The sequence below is a fragment of the Actinacidiphila sp. bgisy160 genome, assembly GCF_057707815.1.
On the sequence record NZ_JBYIQW010000004.1, the window covers coordinates 1 to 18,587 of the forward strand.

Consider the following 18,587-nt stretch of genomic DNA (forward strand, 5'->3'; position numbering starts at 1 on the left):
GCCGCCCCCCCCTGTCCTCCCCCACCCCCGCGCACGCGGGGCATCGGACCCACGTGCGCGTCCTTCCCTATATGGCCCGGATCGCCGCCGCGTCGGCGGCCGGGACCGCGATCGAGTTCCGCGACGCGGCGGACGAACGGCGGGGTGGCCCCACGGTCAGGCGTCGACGTGCTCCTCGTCGTGCTGCTCCGCGGTCGCCTGCTTCCTCGACGCCATGAGGCTGGTCACCGTGGTGACGGCGAGGACCACGACGATGAAGCCGAGGGAGAACGGGATGCTGATCTCGGGGACGTGGACCCCCGACTCGTGCAGGGCGTGCAGGACGAGCTTCACGCCGATGAAGCCGAGGATGATCGACAGCCCGTAGGAGAGGTGGACGAGCTTCCTCAGCAGGCCGCCGATGAGGAAGTACAGCTGGCGAAGGCCCATCAGGGCGAAGGCGTTGGCGGTGAAGACGATGTACGGGTCCTGGGTGAGGCCGAAGATCGCCGGGATGGAGTCCAGCGCGAACAGGACGTCGGTGGTGCCGATCGCCAGCATGACCACGAGCATCGGGGTCATGACCCGCTTGCCGTTCTGCTGGATGAAGAGCTTGGTTCCGTGGTAGCGGTCGGCGACGCCGAAGCGGCGCTCGGCGGCCTTGAGCAGCCGGTTCTCCTCGAATTCCTCGTCGTGTTCCTCGGCACGGGCCTCCTGGATCAGCTTCCACGCGGTCCAGATGAGGAAGGCGCCGAAGATGTAGAAGACCCAGGCGAAGCTGGCGATGATGGCGGCGCCGGCGGCGATGAAGACCGCGCGCAGGACCAGCGCGATGAGCACGCCGAAGAGCAGGACGCGCTGCTGGTACTGGGACGGCACCGCGAACTTCGCCATGATCAGGACGAAGACGAAGAGGTTGTCGACGCTGAGCGACTTCTCGGTGATGTAGCCCGCGAAGAACTCGCCCGCGGGCTGTCCGCCGGCGAGGAGGAGCAGGCCGAGCCCGAACAGGGCGGCCAGGACGATCCAGACGACGGTCCAGATCCCCGCTTCCTTGACCGACACCTCATGGGGCTTGCGCCCGATGAAGAAGTCGGCGGCGATCAGGGCGCACAGACCGGCGATGGTCAGCGCCCAGAGGGTCAGGGATACATCCACGCGATGCCTCCGGCAGATGGGCTGGCGATTGTCAGCGTTGTCGCTGCCGGAGGTCTCTTCCACCCGGGCCCGTGGGCCGGGGCCGGTGTCCCGGGGCCGTTTCGGCCCGTGATGACGGGAGGCACCGCAATGCAGGGAGTACTCCCCTCCGCGTAAAGGAGAGTACATGAAATCCCAAGGAAAGGTAAAGAGAGTAAAGCAACGGTCAATCGTGATGGTTGTCGAGGAGGGCGAGGCTGGGCCCTGTCGCCCGATCGAACGGTCAGTGGCGGCCCGGGTCGTACGTCCGGCGGGCGGCGGCCACCTGGCGCAGCACCTGCGACAGGACCGCGCTGCCGGCCGGGGCGAGCAGCGGTTCGTACGTCCAGGAGTGGCCGACCCAGGGGTCGGCGAGGTGGTCGTCGGGCTGCGGGGTAAGGCGCATCAGCGACCGCCACAGCGGGTCGAGCAGCGGACCGTACTCGCGGGCGTCGTCGCGGTCGGCGACCACCACCAGGTGGACGCCGACCTGCGGGCCCTCGTCGGCGAGGTAGCGCAGCTGGTTGATCGTCCGGTCGTCGAAACCGTACGGGAAGTCGTTGACCACCAGCACCTGGCGGGCCGGGTCGACGCCCGGGGGGACCTCGAAGGGCACGCCGGCGCGCAGGGCCATCTGCACCAGGTCGACCCGCTCGGTGAGCCGGGCGAGCAGTGCCGCCACCCCGGCGGCGCCGGTGGCGGGCGGCTCGCGCAGCGCGCCGGAGTCCGTGAACGGGGTCAGCGCCGTCACGGCGGAGCCCGCCGGGTCGATCACGTGGACGGCGCACTCCCCCGCCGGGTGGGAGGCGAGCAGTCGGGCGGCGAGCGCCACGGCCACGTCCACGGCCCGGCGGCGGTCCTGGGCGCTGTCCACCCACAGACCCCGTTCCAGTGGCAGCCGTACGAGCAGGGGGACGCGCAGCTCAGGACGCTCGGGCAGGTGGAGGTCGCCGAGCCGGACCGCCATGGGCGGCTCGGCAGGGACGCGGTAGCCGTGCCAGACCGGGCTCTCCCAGCCCGCATAGGGCGCCGGCAGCGCGGGCTCGACCACCTCGGCCTCGGCGGTCAGCTGTGCCAGATCACGGTCGAGCACGGCACGGGCCCGGTCCACCAGCTCGGCCTGGCGGGCCCTGGCCTGGTCGCGGGCGGCCTCGGCGGCGGGGCCGACGCGGGTGCGCGGGTCGGCGAGGAGCGTGTCCAGTTCCTGGTCGAGCCGGGACTCGGCGAAGTCGACGGCGCTGCGGTAGGCCGCGATGGTGCGGGCCAGGTCCTCGAACATGCCCCAGACCTGGTTGTAGAGCCGTTCCTCCATGCTCCAGCCCGCGGCGTCACCCGCGACGGGCGCGGACGCCGGGGTCGCCATGTGCGGCACGGAGTCCGCGGGTGGCGGAGACGGGGAGGCCGGGGGAGGCGGGGGCGGGGAGGCCGGGGGAGGCGGGGCGGAGGGCGTGCTGGGCAGCGCGGGCGCGGGGCGTACGGCGTCCGCCACGCGGGCGGCCACCGCGTCCGCGTCGGAGCGGCCCAGCCCCTGGTCGCGCAACAGCTCGGCGAGCCCGCCCGCGTACCCCTGGCCGAGCGCCCGCACCTTCCAGGCGCCCTGGCGACGGTAGAGCTCCAGGACGACGATCGCGGCCTCGGCGCCGAGCCCGGTGGCGGTGAAGCTCACCACCGGTATCCCGTCGGGTCCGGCGACGGTCAGGTGGGGCGCGGGACAGGCCCCGAAGCGGGTCGGCGCCCCCGCGAGCGGCGGCAGCGCCAGCAGGACGTGGACGCGGTCCACGTCCGCCGGGACGGCCGCCAGGTCCGCGGTGACGCGCTGCTCGGCGGCGAGGCGCGCGGGCACCTCGATGCCGGGCAGCCGCGGCGCCCCGGGGTGGGCGACGGACCCGGGGCCGCTCACGCGCCCCTGCCCGTCGCCCAGCGAGACACCGGCCACCACCGGCGTGCCGGCCGACACCCGTACCTCCAGCGAGGTGCCGGGAAGCGGATGGTTCTGCCCGTGGACCAGCTCGATGGTCATGCCCGCGCCCCCCTGTGCCCGGTCAGAGCGCCGGCAGGATCGCCGGCATAAGGTCCTGGAAGGTGCGGCCGTTGGCCGCGGAGCCGATCGCGGTCATCGACCAGCCGTCACCGTTGCGCTGAACCTTCGCCATGATCTGGGCGGTGTAGCCACCGCCTCCTGTCAGGGTGTAGCGGGCGAGCTCCTGCCCGCTGGTCTCGTCGACCAGGCGGCAGAAGGCGTTCTGCACCTCCTGGAAGGTCTGCCCGGTGAAGGAGTTGACGGTGAAGACGATCTGGTCGATGTGCACCGGAACCCGCTGCAGGTCGACCAGGATCGACTCGTCGTCACCGCCCTGTCCGGCACCGCCGACCAGGTTGTCGCCGGTGTGCCGGACGGAGCCGTCATCGCTGACGAGGTGCCGGAAGAACACCACGTCCACGGGCTGCTTGTCGGCGAACAGGACCGCGGAGGCGTCAAGGTCGATCTCCCGGGTACGGGAACCGAAGAGACCGCGACGCGGGGCGGCCTGCCAGCCGAGCCCCATACGGACCGCCGTGAGGGTCCCCCCGTCCGACTTCTGCAGGCTGATCTTCTGACCCTTGGTCATATTGACCGTCACGCGCTGTCCCCTCTCAACCGTTTTGCCGACGTGCGGTTGCTCCGCACCCTATGGGGAGACGCACGGGTAGGGCACCGTGGTTCGGCAAGAGATTCGACAGCCGGTACGGTCAGGCCACCCCGGCCTCCCGCATCTGCCGCAGTTCCTTCTTCAACTCGCCCACCTCGTCGCGCAGCCGGGCCGCGACCTCGAACTGCAGATCCGCGGCGGCGGCGTGCATCTGGTCGGTCAGCTCGCCGATGAGCTCGGCCAGTTCGGCGGCGGGCAGGCTCTTGGCGGCGCGCTTCTCGCCCGCCTTAGCGGACAGCCCCGGCACCGGTGCCTTGCCGCGCGAGCGCTGGCGGCCGGAGCCCAGCAGCTCCTCGGTGTCGGCGTCCTCGCGGGCGAAGGAGTCCAGAATGCCGGCGATCTTCTTCCGCAGCGGCTGCGGGTCGATCCCCCGCTCCTCGTTGTAGGCGATCTGCTTGGCCCGGCGCCGGTTGGTCTCGTCGATGGCCTTCTCCATCGCCGGGGTGATCTTGTCGGCGTACATGTGGACCTGGCCGGAGACGTTGCGCGCAGCACGGCCGATGGTCTGGATCAGGGAGGTGCCGGAGCGCAGGAAGCCCTCCTTGTCGGCGTCGAGGATGGCGACAAGCGACACCTCGGGCAGGTCCAGGCCCTCACGGAGCAGGTTGATGCCGACCAGCACGTCGAACTCACCCGCACGCAGCTCGCGCAGCAGCTCCACCCGGCGCAGGGTGTCGATGTCGCTGTGCAGGTACCGCACCTGGATGCCCAGCTCCAGCATGTAGTCGGTGAGGTCCTCGGCCATCTTCTTGGTGAGGGTGGTGACCAGGACGCGCTCGTCGCGCTCGGCGCGCACCCGGATCTCGTGCACCAGGTCGTCGATCTGCCCCTTGGTGGGCTTGACGATCACCTCGGGGTCGACCAGGCCGGTCGGGCGGATGATCTGCTCGACGACGCCGTCGCCGCGGGAGAGCTCGTACTTGCCCGGGGTGGCCGACAGGTAGACCGTCTGACCGACCCGCCCCAGGAACTCCTCCCACTTCAGCGGCCGGTTGTCGAGGGCGGAGGGCAGGCGGAAGCCGTGGTCGACCAGGGTCCGCTTGCGGGAGGCGTCGCCCTCGTACATGGCACCGATCTGCGGCACGGTGACGTGCGACTCGTCGATGACGAGGAGGAAGTCCTCGGGGAAGTAGTCGATGAGGGTGTCGGGGGCGGAGCCCGCCTCACGGCCGTCGATGTGCCGCGAGTAGTTCTCGATGCCGGAGCAGGTGCCGATCTGCCGCATCATCTCGATGTCGTAGGTGGTGCGCATCCGCAGCCGCTGCGCCTCCAGCAGCTTGCCCTGCTTCTCCATGACAGCGAGCTGCTCGCCGAGCTCCTTCTCGATGCCCGCGATGGCGCGCTCCATGCGCTCGGGGCCGGCGACGTAGTGGGTGGCGGGGAACACGTACAGCTGCTGGTCGTCGGTGACGATCTCACCGGTGAGCGGGTGCAGCGTGTACAGGGCCTCGATCTCGTCGCCGAACATCTCGATGCGGACGGCTAGCTCCTCGTAGACCGGGAAGATCTCGATGGTGTCGCCGCGCACCCGGAAGGTGCCGCGGGTGAACGCCACGTCGTTGCGCGCGTACTGGATGTCGACGAACTTGCGCAGCAGGGCGTCCCGGTCGATCTCGTCGCCGACCTTGAGCCGGACCATGCGGTCGATGTACTCCTGGGGCGTGCCCAGGCCGTAGATGCAGGACACCGAGGCGACGACGACCACGTCGCGGCGGGTCAGCAGCGAGTTGGTGGTGGAGTGGCGCAGCCGCTCGACCTCCTCGTTGATCGAGGAGTCCTTCTCGATGTAGGTGTCCGTCTGCGGGACGTACGCCTCGGGCTGGTAGTAGTCGTAGTACGACACGAAGTACTCGACCGCGTTGTTCGGCAGCAGCTCGCGGAACTCGTTCGCCAGCTGGGCGGCCAGCGTCTTGTTGGGCGCCATGACCAGGGTCGGGCGCTGCAGCCGTTCGATCATCCAGGCCGTGGTCGCCGACTTGCCGGTACCCGTGGCGCCGAGCAGGACGACATCGTTCTCACCCGCGCGGATGCGCCGCTCGAGGTCGTCGATGGCGGTCGGCTGGTCGCCGCTGGGCTGGTAGGGGCTGACGACCTCGAAGGGCGCCACACTGCGTTCGATGTCTGATACGGGCCGCATGGGTCAACGGTACGACCCCCCACTGACAACCGGCTCCGACCGGCCCGGATCAGGGCAGGAGGCGGGGACGGCGCCCCGCGGCAAGGTCCTCCACCAGGCCCGGGAGCAGCATGGCCACCGCGATCAGCACCCACGCCACCCCGAACTGGAACCAGGTGCTGCCCAGCGGCAGCGACAGCTCGAAGGCCCTGACCCGCCACATCAGGTCGATCAGGGGGACGCTGAGCATGAGCGCGACCTCGTGCCACAGGTAGACCGTCACGGCCCGCGCGCTGACGATCCGCACCAGCCGGTCCAGCGGCCGGATCCGCCCGGCCGGCTCGACCAGGCCGGCACATGGCCGGAAGCGCAGCAGGAGCAGCACGAGGCCGGCCGACCACAGGGCCTGGGCGAGGGGGATCTCGTTGAGGTCGTGCGAGCCGTCCACGCGGTGGGACGAGGCCCACCAGGCGCCGGCCGCCATGGCGAGGGCGGCCAGGACCAGCACCAGTCCCGCCCGCACGCGGTCGAGCAGCCCGTCACGGTGGGCGAAGCCGAGCAGCCAGCAGGTGAGGAAGGTCGCAAGGTCGATGACCTCGCTCCCGGCCCGGCCTTCCGGCGGACTCCAGACCGTCTGCAGGAGCACGATGGGGACGAGGGAGACGACGAGCGTGGCGGAGGGCGACCGCCGGAACACGCGCAGCAGCAGGGGCGAGAGCAGGACGAACCACAGGTAGGCACGCACGTACCAGAGCACCCCCGTGGCCTGCTCGGCCCAGGCGCTGCCCGGCGGGTCCGCCACCGGCACCACCCACAGGAGCAGCCGCGCCCACCAGCGTGCTGCGTGGTGCTCGCCGGGCGCCCAGCCGTGGAACAGCATCGCCGGCACCAGGACGGCGCCAAGGCACCACAGCGGCGGCAGGAGCCTGCGCAGCCGGCGCCGCACCACCGGCAGTGCGGGCCCCTCCAGCGACCGCGCCATGAACGAGCCCGCGAGGGCGAACATCACGCCGAGGGAGGGGAACGCCAGGCTCAGCCAGGGCCAGCCGAACGTGTGGTAGGTGACGACGCGGACGAGCGCCAGGACGCGCAGGAGGTCCAGGTAGCGGTCGCGGCCGCCCGGGGCGCCAGGGACGGCGCGGGTGACGGCCCGCGCGCCGCGGCGGGCGGCGTGCCGGCCGGAGGCCCTGGGCCGGGGCAGGGAGGAGGTGTCGGACGCGGTCATCGGGCGGCTCCCGCGGACGCCTGCGGGGAGCCGACCTCGCCGGTGCGCTCGAGCTTCTGCCAGCGCAGCCGGCCTCCGGTCATGGCCGTGACGCAGGAGTGGATCAGGACGAGGTACATCAACTGCCGGTAGACGATCTGCTGCAGCGGCAGCATCAGCAGGTGCCGGTACCGCTCGCCGTCCAGGCGGAAGGCGTAGGCCGCGCACATCACCTGGACGCTCATCAGTGCGGCCCAGGAGACGAGCGACCTGACCGGGTCGACGAAGACGGCGCCGTAGACGGTCAGGAGGTCGATCAGCGGCGCGAACAGGGGCGTGACGATCTGGAAGAGCACGACCAGTGGCATGCCGACCCGGCCGAAGCGTCCGGAGGGCCCGCGGTCCACCAGGGAGCGCCTGTGCTTCCACAGCGCCTGCATGGTGCCGTAGCTCCAGCGGTACCGCTGCCGCCACAACTGGCCGATGGTGCCCGGCGCCTCGGTCCAGGCCCGGGCGTGCTCGGCGTACACCACGCGCCATCCCGCGCGGAGCAGGGCGATGGTGACGTCGGTGTCCTCGGCGAGGGTGTCCCCGCTCATGCCCCCGGCGGAGAGCAGTGCGGCGCGGCGGAAGCCGCCGGCGGCGCCCGGGACGGTGGGCATGCAGCCGAGCAGGTCGTACATGCGGCGGTCGAGGTTGAAGCCCATCACGTACTCGATGTGCTGCCAGGAGCCGATCAGCGTGGCGCGGTTGCCGACCTTGGCGTTGCCCGCGACGGCGCCCACGCGGGGGTCGGCGAAGGGTTGGACGAGCCGGTGCACGGTGTCGGGCTCGAAGACGGTGTCGCCGTCCATCATCACGACGAGGTCGTGACGGGCGCACTCCAGGCCGTGGTTGAGCGCGGCGGCCTTGCCCGCGTTCTCCTGGCGCACGACACGCACCTGGGGCAGGCCCATCGCCTCGACGATGCCGGCGGTGCCGTCGGTCGAGCCGTCGTCCACCACGATGATCTCCACCGGATGGGTGCTCGACACGAGCGAGCCGACCGTGTTGGCGATGCACTCCTTCTCGTTGTAGGCGGGCACGATGACGCTGACCGGTTCGGTGACCGGTGGCCCCCATCTGAAGCGGCGGCGGCCGCGGATCCTGGCGTGCCGGCGGGCGAGGACGAGTATCAGGGCGAAGCGGGCCAGGACGGCGACGCCGACCACGACGAGCAGCCAGAACAGGACGGGCATGGTGAACTCGGCCAGCGCCACGACCCCGACGAGGGCGCGACCCTGCCACAACTCGGCGCCGCTCGCCCGGTGGTTGGCGGTCGTGGCGCCCAGGCTCGCGGTCAGCGTGGTGAAGGTGTATCCCTTCGCCTTTATGGCGTCGATGTACGTGCCGAGCGCCGCCACGGTCTGGGAGCGGTCGCCCCCGGCGTCGTGGAAGAGCACCGAGGCGCCCTTGCCGCCGCTCGGGGTCGCGCCGCGGACGATGCCGGCGACGCCGGGGCGCCGCCAGTCCTCGCTGTCGGTGTCGACGAAGGCGCTGATGTAGCCCTTGGTGCCGAGGTAGCGGTAGACGGGCCACGTGGCGTCGTCGACGGCGTCGGGCTCGGAGGAGTACGGGGCCCGGAAGAGGGAGGTGGTGATGCCCGCGGCGCCCGCGAGCGCCAGTTGGGTCTGGGCGAGTTCGCGGTCGATCCTTCCCCTGCTCTGGTACGCCAGGTCGACGTGGGAGAAGGTGTGGACGCCGATCTCGCCGCCGGAGTCGACGATGTCGCGGATGAGCGCGGGGTACCGGGCGGCCAGCTGGCCCACGACGAAGAAGGTGCCCGGCACGTCGTGCTCGCGCAGTACGGCGAGCACCTTCGCGGTCCACCGGGGGTCGGGGCCGTCGTCGAAGGTGAGCGCGATCGTCCGGGGCGGCAGGGTGTGGCTGACGGGCTCGCCGTCGGCGTCGAAGGTCAGGACCGGCCCGCCGTCGAGGACGGAGGCGGGCACCCGGCCCGCGCTCCCGGACTCGTGGACACGGCTGTCGTTGCCGATCTCCGAGTGCAGGTAGCCGTCCAGCAGCAGCACGCACACCAGCGCCCACAGCCCCAGCACGGCCATGACGACGCGGGGTCTGGGTACGGCCTGCCGACCGGCCGACGCCACCTTGGTGATCGCGCCGGGTGCCGCGTGCCGGGCCGTCCGCGTCATGGCCGCTCAGTCGTCCCAGCCGTCACCGGGTACCGGGTCGCCGCCCGCGTCGCCCGGGGGGAAGGCGGGGGTGTCAGGACCGGGTGTCACGGGGACGGAGGCGGACGGCGGGGCACTGGCGGTGGGGGTGCGGTGGGTCGTGGGCCGCGGGGAGGTGCTCGCCGTCGCGGTGGCACCGGTCCCGCGGGGACCGGCGGAGGCCGTCGCACGGCCCGCGGTGGCGGAGGGGGTGACCTCGGCGGCCGCGACGACGGTGGGCGCCGTGGCAGGGCCGCGGACCGCGGGATTGGGGGCGTGGACGGCGGCCGGGGCGCTCGCGACGCGTTCCGCGGCACCGCCGGTTCTTCCACCCGCCCCGGCCTGCGCCGACGCGCCCCCGGGGACGTCGGCGCCCGGAATCAGGGTCGCCGGCGCGAAAGGGGTGCCTCCCACAAAAGCCACCCCGAGCAGCACGGCATATCCCGCGCAGGCGACCCCGACGGCCAGTCCGGCGCGCCGGATAATGCGCGCCCGGCGGCCCGAGGCGTCGACGAACACGGGCCCTTCCGCCGTGGACTGCCCACGGGGACACGCCCGCCGGGAGAGGAAATGCATGGGCGGAATGCTAGCAGTAAATCCCCTCCTTGAATTCCACGGATCCCCCCGGCGAATTAATCCCACGAATGAATCGCGGACCCTTTTCCAAAATTCCGGGGAAGTGAGATCCTGGATTTCCGGGGCAGATGGTCTCTCCGTCGTGAAGAGCCGCACGGCACAGCTGATCACCGGACTCGTGGCGGTCGCCGTCGCCGCCACGACCGCTTCCCTCCTCACCGGCACGGAGCCCGCCGGCTCCGCGGCACCCCGCGCGCCCGAGGGGAGCGAACCGGTGGCCGCGGTGGCCTTCAGCCCGTACGTGGACGCCTCGCGCTCCACCGCGTACGACATGGAGGGTGCTGCGCGCGGGATGGGGGCCGACGGCTTCGCCCTCGGGTTCGTGACCGCGCGCGACGGCTCCCGTGCGGCCGCCGCGTACACCCGGACGTCACATCGCCCCGGGCAGCGCCGTGATCCGTTCCAGCGGCCCGTACGGCCCTGCTGCCAGCGCCGTGCGCAGGGCGGCGACGACCTCGGCAGGACTGCGGGTGAGCGCGGCGGGCGCGACCCGCAGCACACGCAGTCCCAGCGACTCCAGCCGGCCGCGCCCGGCGCCCGGGCCGAGGTCCAGGACGAGGCCGTCGCGCACCCAGTAGGCGTCGGGCGTACCCAGGAAGGCGCCGTCGAACTGGAGGGTGGGACGCCACAGCGGCTGCCGCAGCCCGGACCGGGACACCAAGGCGCGGGCCTTCGGCTCGGCGGAGGCGGCGCGCGGGCCGGCGTCCATGGCGTCCAGCAGGGCGGCCACGGCGGGGCGCCGGGCGAGCACCGCACCGCCCAGTTCGGCGGCGAGCACGGGAGCGGGCACGCCGAGCGCTATGACCAGTTCGCGGACCACCTCCAGGGCCCACTCGGGGTCGATCGACTCCCGTACGCCGTCGGCCGCGGCCCGGGCCACCGGCGCCACGGGAACACCATCGACGGTCCCGGGCGCGGGGAGACCGCGGCCGTGGTGGACCCGCACCCAGGTGTGGGTGCGGATGCGGCGCTCGCTCGGGACGAGCACGTCCACCACCGGGAGACCGCACGGCGGCGCGGCCACTTCGACCCCGTGCAGGGCGAGCCCCGCAACACCGGTGATCATGGCCGGGACCTGCGGGTACCCGGCGAAGGCCAGGGCCGCCCTGGAGCGCTGGGCGGCACTGAGCGGACCGGGCTGGAGGACGACCACCCGTGGCAGTGGCCGCTGCCACCGGCCGCCGGGTCGGCACCATTCGCGCAGCCTGCTCTGCGGCACGCCCAGCGCGGCGAGCTGGGCGACAGTGGTGACCCGGTCCTGTTCACGGGCGAGGCGGCGGACGGCGGGGACGAAGTCGTTTCGCGTCATGCGCGCCCCATCCCCTCCCGGGACCTGTCAACCACTGCCTGTGACACACCTGTCGAGAACGGCCACCCTCCCGGGTGGCGGAGCGTGCGGCCGGTTGCCGTCGCCGGAGCGGGGACCGGCGGGACCGCGTCCGGACCGGCTGTCAGTGCCCCGTCCTACCCTGGGGACCGTGACGCAACCGCAGACCCCTTCCGCCGAGGTCGCCTGGACGGTGCTGGAGGCACCGATCGGGCGGCTGCTGCTCGCCGCGACCGGGCAGGGCCTGGTCCACGTGGCCTTCCGGACCGGGGAGGAGGAGGCGCCCGCCGTACTGGAGCGGATCTGCTCCCGGCTGGGCGCCGTGCCCTCGCGCAGGCCCGGGCCCGCGAGCGCCGCGGGAGTCCGGCTGGACGAGGCGATACGCCAGGTGGAGGCCTACTTCGCCGGGGAGCGACACACCTTCGACCTCGACCTCGACTGGTCGCTGACGACGGGCTTCAACCGCCGTGTGCTGCGCGAGTTGTCGGCCGGCGTCCCCTTCGGCAGCGTGGTCGGCTACCAGGACCTCGCGAACCGGGTCGGCGAGCCGGGCGCGGCCCGGGCCGTGGGGGTGGCCATGGGCTCCAACCCGCTGCCTGTCGTCGTCCCGTGTCACCGGGTCCTGGAGAGCGACGGGGGCATCGGAGGCTTCGGCGGGGGCCTGCGCATGCTCGACATCAAGCGCTCGCTGCTGGCCCTGGAGGGTGTCCTGCCGGAGCCGCTGTTCTGACGCGTCGTCAACGCACTGCGGGTGGCGACCGATGGCCGGCGCCGGCGATGGCATCTGTACTGATCAACGCCCGCCGCGACGGCGGGTCACACCGGCGGGGGCCGGGGAGGGGTGGAGAAATGAACGAAGAGGCTTTCCGGATCACCGAGGGCGCGCCGGACTCACCGGTGCTCCTCCACGTTCCGCACAGTGCCCGCGCCGTCCCCGGGCACGTCCGTGAGCGCATCCTCCTGGACGACGCCGGGCTGGCGGCCGAACTCGACCACATGACCGACGCGTACACCGACCTGATCGCCGCGCGCGCCGCCGCGCCAACCGGGGCCTGGCAGTTCACCAACCGCCTGTCGCGGCTTGTCGTCGACCCCGAGCGGTTCCCGGACGAACGGGAGGAGATGCGCGCCGTCGGCATGGGCGCCGTCTACACCCGCACCTCGCACGGGGCGCCGCTGCGCGAGGACGACCGCAAGCACGAACGGGCCCTGCTGGAAACCTACTTCGAGCCGTACGCGGCCGCCATGACGGCGGCCGTGCAGGACCGGCTGGAAGCCACCGGACGGGCGGTCGTCATCGACGTGCACTCCTACCCCGGCGCGCCGCTCCCCTACGAGTTGCACGGCGACGGGCCCCGCCCCGCCGTCTGCCTGGGCACCGACATCTTCCACACTCCGCCCTGGCTGCTCGACGCGGCCCGCGAGGCCTTCGCGTCGTGCGGCGAGGTCGGGTTCGACTCACCGTTCGCCGGCACCTACGTGCCGTTGAAGCACTACGGCGAGGTCCGCGAGGTGTCGGCGCTGATGGTCGAGATCCGCCGGGACGGGTACATGACGGAGCCCGGTGGCGCCCCTGGTGACGGGCTGGACCGGCTCGGTGACGCCCTGGCCGCCCTGGTCGCCGCCGTGGGCACGGGTCGGGGCTGAAGGGGACGGGCGGCCTCAGGTGACGCGGAAGCCGGTGAACTCCACCAGGCCGCGGTCCCCCGTGCCGCCGTTCCCCGCGGTCATGAAGAGCCCCACGTCCTGGGTCCGGGCCGCCGCGGGGACGGTCACGGTCGCGACCTTCCGCCACGTCGTCCCGTCGTCGGTGCTGCACTCCCCGGTGTAGGCGCGGCCCCGGCGGCGCAGCCTCAGCAGCACCGGGGCGCGCACCCCGGCGAGCCGCCGGTAGCGGTTCAGCCGGCCGCCGCCGTCGGAGTCGTACGACAGCGTCACCCCGTGCCCGGGGCTGACGGCCAGGTTCAGGAAGCCCGGGGCGGCCGGGTCGTCGAGGTCGTCGCGGACGACGATGCCCGCCCGCGCCCATGCGGCCGTCTCGGCCTGGCTGTCGACCCGGGTGGTGACCGTCACGCCGTCCCGCAGCGCGCCGCGCCGCAGGACCGCCGCGAACTCGGCCGTGCCCTTCCACAGGTCGCGCCCGGCGCCGTCGATGGCGAAGCGGTCGCCGAGTTGCCCGAAGACCGCGCCGGTGCCGTTGACGGTGCGGTACGCACGCTCCAGCGGGCCCGCGACGTACAGGTCCCCCGTGGCGACCGCGGGCACCCTCGCGCCGCCCGGCACCGGCTCGTACGCGGCCCGCGCCTCGTACCGCAGCGGCGACAGGGGCCGCTTCGGACGTGTCTCGGGCGCGGTGACATGCCAGGTCGCACGGCCGGTGCCGCCGGCCGCCACGCGCGGCAGCGACAGCGCCCCGCGCGGCACGGCCCGCACGCCGTCCGCGGTCAGGGAGAAGCCGACGGTGCCCGTCGGGGCGAGACCGTTGGTGTTGATGAACTCCGCGGTGACCAGGGTCCGGCCGCCCGGCACCAGGGTCGCGGGTTCCGCGGTCACGGTCAGCGTGCCCTGGTAGGGGGCGGCGGCGAGGGCCTGGTAGGCCCGCCGGGCAAGCGTGTGCGCGTCGCCGGTGGGCCGGGTGGGGTAGCTTCCGGTGCGTTTCGTCCAGGGCTCCTCGGCGCGGTACCAGTCGACGGCCCGCGGTGCGCGCCGGGTGGTGAGGGCCGCCGCGCACTCGTCCAGGAAGGTCCGCCAGCGCGGCAGGTAGAAGTCCGCGACCAGCCCGTTCCAGTCCCGATTGGCGTACTCGTGCAGTGACGCCGAGGTCGCGCGCCCGCCCCAGGTGGTGGTCAGCACCCGGGCGGTGCGCTCGAGTTCCGCGCGCTGCGCGTCCGCCTTGCCCCAGGCCCGGGCCTCCGCGAGCCAGGGGCCCAGCAGGAACGCGCGGTGGCCGCCCGCGACCTCGTCGGCCAGCCGCATCAGCCGCAGCCACAGCTCGGACAGCTGGCGGAAGACAGCCGCGTCGCCGCGCGCGAACGCGGCACGCAGTTGCGGCAGCAGCTGCCGGCTGCGGTTGGCGACGGCCTGCCGGGCGACGTCGATCAGGTCGTAACGGTAGGCGTCGCGGTCACGCGCCCCCGCGGAGACCGCCAGCAGCGCGGCGAACGCCGTGTCGAATCCGGCGGGATCGTAGGTGAGGGCGTTGGGGGCGTACACGCTGCCGGAGTCGGCGGTCAGTGAGGGGCGGGCGGTGAAGAGGCTGTCGTGGGCGTCTGCGCGCTCCAGCGCGTCGTGCCGGTAGGCGGTGCGGCGCAGGGCCTGCCAGGCGACGCGGGCCTGGCCGTCCGCGGCGCCGTAGCGGGTCCGCGCGTAGGTGTCGAACCAGGTCGGCAGGTCCACCCGCTGTTCGTGCCAGGGCAGTTCGCAGAACAGCTCGAAGGCGGCCGGGTCGCGCTCGGCGGCCTCCGGGAGGTAGCAGGTGCCGACCAGGGCGCTGCCGGGCTTGTCCCGCCAGCTGAAGAAGCGGTCCGCCCACACGTGCGTCTTGGCACCGATCGTCGTCCGGCCGCCGAAGTTGGGGATGGAGCCGAAGGCGTACGGGGTGCCCGCCCAGTCCCGCTCGCGGTCGGTGACCGAGGCGAACCGGTCGGAGACGCCGTCCACGACGAGCATCCGCTCCTTGTCGACGGCTCCCAGCAGATCGGCCCGCGGGTTCTTCTCCCAGCCGAGGATCACCCAGGTGGCGCGGGGGTGCGCCGCACGCAGCGCCGCCTGGACGCCGCGGGCGGCCGCGGCCACGGGCACGCCGCCGGCGGTGCCGCCCTCATGGAGCAGGTCCATCTTGAAGTACGCGGCCTCGCCGAAGAGCTCCTTCTGGTGCCGGTAGAAGGAGGCCGCCACGGCACCGAAGGCACCGGTACGCGGGTCCAGCCAGTCAGGGCGGGCGAAGCCGTGCCAGGTGCCCTGCGGGACGACGCGCGCCCCCGCGTTGCGCCCGGCGAAGCCGTCCGGGACGGTGCCGAAGTAGCCCGGCAGCACCGGGGTCATGCCCAGTTCGCGCAGCCGCGTGGTGATCCTGCGGCCCAGTGCGGCGCGGGCGTCGACGAGGCCCGGAGTCAACGGGCCGCCGTACCCGGACAGGTTCTGCAGCAGCCACCACGGCTGGTGCGACGGGGCCGGCAGCCAGGCCAGGGCCTCCCGGTCGGAGTAGCCGAACTCGCGCAGCACGCGCCGGTAGACGGCCTCCGCACCGGCGACGACCAGCACCTCGTTGCAGCCGTGCAGTGCGAGTACGTCGATGAAGCGCTCCCAGCGCGGCCAGTCGGCGTAGGGGGCGGTGTAACCGTCGTTGGTGTCGTTGAGGACGAAGCGGTGCGGCACGGTGGCGCGCCGGGTGATGCCGCCCGGGGGCGGCGCAGGGAGCGTCGCGGGCAGGGCGTCCAGACTGTCGCCCGCCCAGGAGACGCCCACGCCGCACACGTGCTTGAGGTACCAGCGCACACCGCACAGCAGTGTGGCCGGGGACGTCCCGGCCACCTCGATCCGGCCCCGCGCGCCGGCGATCCGGAAGCGGTCGGGCCCTCCGCCGTCCTTGCCGCCGTTCCCCCGGGCCTGCGCGGTCAGCCGGAACTGCCCCGCATGCCGTGGCAGCAACCGGCCCAGCGCGGCCCGCGCGGGAGCGGTGTCGAAGGCGCCGGCCATGGTCGCGCCCGCCGCCCCCGCCGGGAACACCGCGCCCGCGGCGGTCACGGCGGCCGAACCCAGCAGCATCCGCCTGGTCACTCGAGTCACGGCCGGCTCCCCACAGTTGAGGCTGCGTCAGAACACGTGCCCCGGAACCGTAACGAGAGCGACGATATGGATCAATGTGACGCGAGGGGCGCCCGGCGTAAAACCGGGCGAACTCCCCATTCTGGCTCACGCCGGGTATGGGAAGCGGGCCGCTTGCAGGTAGTCGGGCTTGGGGTCGAGCGCCGCCGCCAGCCGGAAGTGCCGCAGCGCCTCCCCCGAACGGCCGGAACGCTCCAGGGTGCGGCCGAGAGCGAAGTGCGCGTACGCGTTGTCCGGCTCACGCTCCAGGACGACCTGGAACTCCAGCTCGGCGGGGCGTAGCTGCGCGGACAGGAAGAAGGCACGGGCGCGCAGCAGCCGCGCGGCCGTGTTCTCCGGGTGGGCGGCGATGACCGAATCCAGCAGCTTCACCGCCCCACGGGCGTCGCGGACCGCCAGCAGTTGCTCCGCCGCGCGGAAGTCGATGACGTGGTTCTCGGGGCTCTGCTCGGGCACAGCCGCCTCCTTCCCCGGGCGCTCAACAGGTCACAACTACCCAACATCACCATCCGTATATGCATTCCCCTGCGGAACGCCGCGGAGGTCGCTCAGGCCTCCCCGTCGGCCGGCCGCCGTTCCGTCGGCACCGTGGGCCCGGCCGGGCCCTTCGGCGCCTCCAGAGGCTGCGGCGTCGCGCCGTCGACCTCGGTGACGGGCCGCGCGGGCTCGGCGGCCGGAGCCGGAGCAGGGAGCAGGGAGCAGCGGCCGGATCGGCGGGATGGCGTCCCGCCGGGTGGTTCCGGATCAGCTCTTGACGATCTTTTGACGCAACCGCTCCCACACCTGCCGGACCTGGGGCTCCAGCGCCTCCAGCGGCCCGTCGTTGTCGATCACGACGTCGGCGATCGCCAGCCGCCGCTCCCGGGTGGCCTGGGCCGCCATCCGGGCCCGGGCGTCCTCCTCGGCCATGCCGCGCAGGCGCACCAGCCGGTCAAGCTGAGTCTCGGGGGCGGCATCCACCACCACGACCACGTCGTACAGCGGTGCCAGGTCGTTCTCGGCCAGCAACGGCACGTCGTGCACGACGACCGCGTCCGTGCCCGCGGCCCGCTCCAGCGCCGCCGAGCGGTCCCGGACCAGGGGGTGGACGATCGCGTTCAGCGCCCGCAGCCGCTCGGGGTCGGAGAAGACGATCGCGCCCAGCTTCGGCCGGTCCAGGGTGCCGTCGGCGGCCAGTACCCCCTCACCGAACTCGGCTACCACCGCCGCCAGCCCGGGTGTGCCCGGCTCCACCACCTCGCGCGCGATCCGGTCGGCGTCGACCAGCACCGCCCCATAGGAGACCAGCAATCGCGACACCTCGCTCTTGCCCGCCCCGATCCCGCCCGTCAGCCCCACCTTGACCATGGCGCGAGACTATCGGGGCCGCCGTCCGCCCACGAGCCGGGTCAGGAGCCGTCGTCCTCGCGGTCGGCCAGGAAACGCTCGAACTCCGCCGCCAGGTCGTCCGCCGACGGCAGCTCGACCGGCTCGGCGATCAGGTTCTGCCGGCTGCTGCCGCCCGCCAGCGCGTCGTACTGGTTCTCCAGACCCTGCACCACCGCGACCAGCTCCGCGTCGCCGTCGGCGACCTGCCGGTCGATCTCGGCACGTACGGTGTGCGCCTCCATCCGCAGCGCGTGCGCCACCTGCGGCAGCACCAGGCCGGTGGCGGCCGTCAGCGTCTCCACCACGGCCAGCGCCGAGTCCGGGTAACCCGAACGTGCCAGGTAGTGCGGTACGTGCGCGGCGACACCCAGCACGTCACGGCCCGCCTCGGCCAGCCGGTACTCGATCAGCGACTCGGCGCTGCCCGGCACCTGCGCCTCGTCGAACCAGGTGCGGTGCCCCGGCACCAGGTCCAACCGGTTGCCGTGCGGCGTCAGCCCCACCGGGCGGGTGTGCGGTACGCCCATGGGGATGCCGTGGAAGTTGAAGGCCAGCCGCACGCCCAGACGCTCCACGATCTGCACCACCGCCGCGGCGAAACGCTCCCACTCGATGTCCGGCTCCTGGCCCGACAGCAGCAGGAACGGCGAGCCCGTGCTGTCCCGGACCAGCCGCAGCGCGATCTGCGGGGCCTCGTACCCCGACCAGCGGTCGCGCTTGAAGGTCATCAGCGGACGGCGCGCCCGGTAGTCAACCAGGCGGTCCGCGTCGAAACGCGCCACCAGTTGGTGCTCCTGCCGCTCCAGCAGCTCCTCGACGACCTGCGCACCGGTCTCCCCGGCGTCGATGTACCCGTCGAAGTGGTACAGCAGCACGGGTCCGGTCTCACCGAACGCCTCGTCGACCGCCTCTGCCCCGCCCGGCTCGTATGCGTACAGCCCCTGCGGATCCAGCACTGCGCACCCTTCCCTCGGTCTTCGTCAACTCTGGGTGCAACGGCCCGTACGGCCCGCGCATTCCCGCCCGGACTTGGCGAACGAACGCGGAAGGACCC

At 72.9% G+C, this 18,587-nt stretch carries 14 protein-coding genes; 2 read left to right on the forward strand and 12 right to left on the reverse strand.

Features of this window, described 5'->3' with window-relative positions; all coding sequences use genetic code 11:
- Positions 1–156: 156 nt before the first annotated feature.
- The 8 genes from AC3EUJ_RS05675 to AC3EUJ_RS05710 all read right to left on the reverse strand — a co-directional run bounded on the left by AC3EUJ_RS05675 (position 157) and on the right by AC3EUJ_RS05710 (position 11,320).
- Positions 157–1,137 (reverse strand): TerC/Alx family metal homeostasis membrane protein, encoded by a 981-nt coding sequence (locus AC3EUJ_RS05675; protein ID WP_431959840.1) that lies wholly within the window; start codon positions 1,135–1,137, stop codon positions 157–159.
- A 262-nt stretch (positions 1,138–1,399) separates the two neighbouring features.
- On the reverse strand, positions 1,400–3,175 hold the full coding sequence (locus AC3EUJ_RS05680) for a TerD family protein (RefSeq protein WP_431959841.1): 1,776 nt from the start codon (positions 3,173–3,175) through the stop codon (positions 1,400–1,402).
- A gap of 22 nt (positions 3,176–3,197) precedes the next feature.
- Complete coding sequence (locus tag AC3EUJ_RS05685) at positions 3,198–3,776, reverse strand: TerD family protein (RefSeq protein ID WP_431959842.1); 579 nt, start codon at positions 3,774–3,776, stop codon at positions 3,198–3,200.
- 109 nt (positions 3,777–3,885) lie between these two features.
- Positions 3,886–5,982 (reverse strand): excinuclease ABC subunit UvrB, encoded by a 2,097-nt coding sequence (gene uvrB / locus AC3EUJ_RS05690; protein WP_431959843.1) that lies wholly within the window; start codon positions 5,980–5,982, stop codon positions 3,886–3,888.
- A 49-nt stretch (positions 5,983–6,031) separates the two neighbouring features.
- Positions 6,032–7,186 (reverse strand): acyltransferase family protein, encoded by a 1,155-nt coding sequence (locus AC3EUJ_RS05695; RefSeq protein WP_431959844.1) that lies wholly within the window; start codon positions 7,184–7,186, stop codon positions 6,032–6,034.
- Positions 7,183–9,357 (reverse strand): bifunctional polysaccharide deacetylase/glycosyltransferase family 2 protein, encoded by a 2,175-nt coding sequence (locus AC3EUJ_RS05700; protein ID WP_431959845.1) that lies wholly within the window; start codon positions 9,355–9,357, stop codon positions 7,183–7,185. The genes AC3EUJ_RS05695 and AC3EUJ_RS05700 overlap by 4 nt, the downstream gene beginning before the upstream one ends.
- A 6-nt stretch (positions 9,358–9,363) precedes the next feature.
- Positions 9,364–9,951, reverse strand: a complete 588-nt coding sequence (locus AC3EUJ_RS05705; protein ID WP_431959846.1) for a hypothetical protein — start codon at positions 9,949–9,951, stop codon at positions 9,364–9,366.
- A 430-nt stretch (positions 9,952–10,381) separates the two neighbouring features.
- Positions 10,382–11,320, reverse strand: a complete 939-nt coding sequence (locus AC3EUJ_RS05710; RefSeq protein WP_431959847.1) for a hypothetical protein — start codon at positions 11,318–11,320, stop codon at positions 10,382–10,384.
- A gap of 169 nt (positions 11,321–11,489) precedes the next feature.
- On the opposite strand from AC3EUJ_RS05710, the gene AC3EUJ_RS05715 reads away from it, so the two are divergent.
- Both AC3EUJ_RS05715 and AC3EUJ_RS05720 read left to right on the forward strand, forming a co-directional pair.
- The gene (locus AC3EUJ_RS05715) at positions 11,490–12,068 is read left to right on the forward strand and encodes a methylated-DNA--[protein]-cysteine S-methyltransferase (RefSeq protein ID WP_431959848.1); all 579 of its coding nucleotides are present in this window, start codon (positions 11,490–11,492) and stop codon (positions 12,066–12,068) included.
- A 119-nt stretch (positions 12,069–12,187) separates the two neighbouring features.
- Positions 12,188–12,985 carry an N-formylglutamate amidohydrolase gene (locus AC3EUJ_RS05720; RefSeq protein WP_431959849.1) on the forward strand — a complete coding sequence of 266 codons (798 nt, stop codon included), beginning with the start codon at positions 12,188–12,190 and terminating at the stop codon, positions 12,983–12,985.
- A 15-nt stretch (positions 12,986–13,000) separates the two neighbouring features.
- Here the strand turns inward: AC3EUJ_RS05720 and AC3EUJ_RS05725 are convergent, their stop codons facing one another.
- The 4 genes from AC3EUJ_RS05725 to AC3EUJ_RS05740 form a co-directional block, all read right to left on the reverse strand.
- Positions 13,001–16,105 (reverse strand): alpha-N-acetylglucosaminidase, encoded by a 3,105-nt coding sequence (locus tag AC3EUJ_RS05725; protein WP_431960033.1) that lies wholly within the window; start codon positions 16,103–16,105, stop codon positions 13,001–13,003.
- Positions 16,106–16,252: 147 nt separating this feature from the next.
- The gene (locus tag AC3EUJ_RS05730) at positions 16,253–16,621 is read right to left on the reverse strand and encodes a tetratricopeptide repeat protein (RefSeq protein ID WP_431959850.1); all 369 of its coding nucleotides are present in this window, start codon (positions 16,619–16,621) and stop codon (positions 16,253–16,255) included.
- Between the two features lie 288 nt (positions 16,622–16,909).
- Entirely contained in the window at positions 16,910–17,512 is a 603-nt protein-coding gene (gene coaE / locus AC3EUJ_RS05735; protein ID WP_431959851.1) for a dephospho-CoA kinase, read from the reverse strand.
- A gap of 41 nt (positions 17,513–17,553) precedes the next feature.
- Complete coding sequence (locus AC3EUJ_RS05740; protein ID WP_431959852.1) at positions 17,554–18,489, reverse strand: PAC2 family protein; 936 nt, start codon at positions 18,487–18,489, stop codon at positions 17,554–17,556.
- Positions 18,490–18,587 lie beyond the last annotated feature (98 nt).

Excerpts from the sequence above, each read along its gene's own strand:
- AC3EUJ_RS05680 (WP_431959841.1), bottom strand. The coding sequence starts at position 3,175 with ATGACCATCGAGCTGGTCCACGGGCAGAACCATCCGCTTCCCGGCACC.
- uvrB (WP_431959843.1), bottom strand. The coding sequence starts at position 5,982 with ATGCGGCCCGTATCAGACATCGAACGCAGTGTGGCGCCCTTCGAGGTC.
- AC3EUJ_RS05695 (WP_431959844.1), bottom strand. The coding sequence starts at position 7,186 with ATGACCGCGTCCGACACCTCCTCCCTGCCCCGGCCCAGGGCCTCCGGC.
- AC3EUJ_RS05700 (WP_431959845.1), bottom strand. The coding sequence starts at position 9,357 with ATGACGCGGACGGCCCGGCACGCGGCACCCGGCGCGATCACCAAGGTG.
- AC3EUJ_RS05705 (WP_431959846.1), bottom strand. The coding sequence starts at position 9,951 with ATGCATTTCCTCTCCCGGCGGGCGTGTCCCCGTGGGCAGTCCACGGCG.
- AC3EUJ_RS05710 (WP_431959847.1), bottom strand. The coding sequence starts at position 11,320 with ATGACGCGAAACGACTTCGTCCCCGCCGTCCGCCGCCTCGCCCGTGAA.
- AC3EUJ_RS05720 (WP_431959849.1), top strand. The coding sequence starts at position 12,188 with ATGAACGAAGAGGCTTTCCGGATCACCGAGGGCGCGCCGGACTCACCG.
- AC3EUJ_RS05725 (WP_431960033.1), bottom strand. The coding sequence starts at position 16,105 with ATGCTGCTGGGTTCGGCCGCCGTGACCGCCGCGGGCGCGGTGTTCCCG.
- coaE (WP_431959851.1), bottom strand. The coding sequence starts at position 17,512 with ATGGTCAAGGTGGGGCTGACGGGCGGGATCGGGGCGGGCAAGAGCGAG.